Annotated in this window: 2 protein-coding genes and 1 pseudogene; all 3 read left to right on the plus strand. The window is 60.4% G+C overall.

Annotated features, from left to right (window positions below; translation table 11 throughout):
- Positions 1-161 (plus strand): annotated as a pseudogene (locus tag KGQ91_RS16700) (sulfate adenylyltransferase subunit CysD); the annotation flags it as partial.
- Between the two features lie 79 nt (positions 162-240).
- The gene (locus tag KGQ91_RS16705) at positions 241-585 is read left to right on the plus strand and encodes a four helix bundle protein (protein ID WP_163649707.1); all 345 of its coding nucleotides are present in this window, start codon (positions 241-243) and stop codon (positions 583-585) included.
- A 69-nt stretch (positions 586-654) separates the two neighbouring features.
- Positions 655-1300: GTP-binding protein (locus tag KGQ91_RS16710; RefSeq protein ID WP_224421550.1), on the plus strand; the 646-nt coding region annotated here is incomplete at its 3' end.

The following is a 1300-nucleotide window of genomic DNA, read 5'->3' on the forward strand; positions in this document are numbered from 1 at the left end:
GCTGCTACCCGCTGACCGGCGCCATCGAGTCCGAGGCCGACACCCTGCCGGCGATCATTCAGGAAATGCTGCTGACCCGCACCTCGGAGCGCCAGGGCCGGGTGATCGACCACGACAGCGCCGCATCGATGGAGAAGAAGAAGGCGGAAGGGTACTTCTAGGCGCGGAGCGCCTAGAAGAGCTGTAAGGCCCGAAGCCGTAAGCTGTAAGCAACCCCAACAGCTTGCAGAGGTGGCGATCATGAATTTCGAGAAGCTTCAGGTATGGCAGCGCTCCGCAAGGCTGTCGGCGGAACTCTACAAGGCTCTGCGACACCTCCGGGACTTCGGCTTCAAGGATCAGGTCACGCGAGCCGGCTTGTCCATACCCAGCAATATCGCCGAAGGAATGACGCGCTATACCCCCCGGGACAAGCGGCACTTCTTGGTTATCGCAAGAGGTTCATGCTCCGAGCTGCGCACGCAGATCTATATCGGCATGGATATCGACTACATAAAAGCCCAGCAGGGACGGCGGTGGCTGCAAGAGACTCGAGAAATCTCTTCCATGCTGCACGGCCTCATCTCCTCGCTGGACAATGAGTAACTCGCTGATGGCTAACAAGCTGTTTTTCCTTACAGCTTATCGCTTACAGCTCACAGCTACAGGTTTGACATGTCTCATCAATCCGGCCTTATCGAGAGCGACATCGAAGAATACCTGAAGGCCCACGAACACAAGGGCCTGCTACGCTTCATCACCTGCGGCAGCGTGGATGACGGCAAGAGCACGCTGATCGGCCGTCTGTTGTTCGAGTCCAAGCTGTTGTTCGAGGACCAGCTGGCCGCCATCGAGGCGGACTCGAAGAAGTACGGCACCCAGGGCAGCGAGATGGATTTCGCCCTGCTGGTCGACGGCCTGGCCGCCGAGCGCGAACAGGGCATCACCATCGACGTGGCGTACCGCTTCTTCTCCACCGACAAGCGCAAGTTCATCGTCGCCGACACCCCGGGGCACGAGCAGTACACGCGCAACATGGTCACCGGCGCGTCCACCGCCGACGCCGCCATCCTGATGGTCGATGCCCGCCACGGCATCCTGACCCAGACCCGGCGGCACAGTTTCCTGATGTCGCTGATCGGCATTCGCCATATCGTGGTGGCCATCAACAAGATGGATCTGGTGGACTACGCCCGGGAGCGCTTCGAGGCCATCGTCGAGGCGTACCGCGAGTTCGCCCGGCAGCTGGGCCTGACCGACATCACCTTCATCCCCATGTCGGCGCTCAAGGGCGACAACGTCATCGAACACGGCCATCACA

This window comes from Modicisalibacter tunisiensis (assembly GCF_020148005.1).
Lineage (GTDB): Bacteria > Pseudomonadota > Gammaproteobacteria > Pseudomonadales > Halomonadaceae > Modicisalibacter > Modicisalibacter tunisiensis.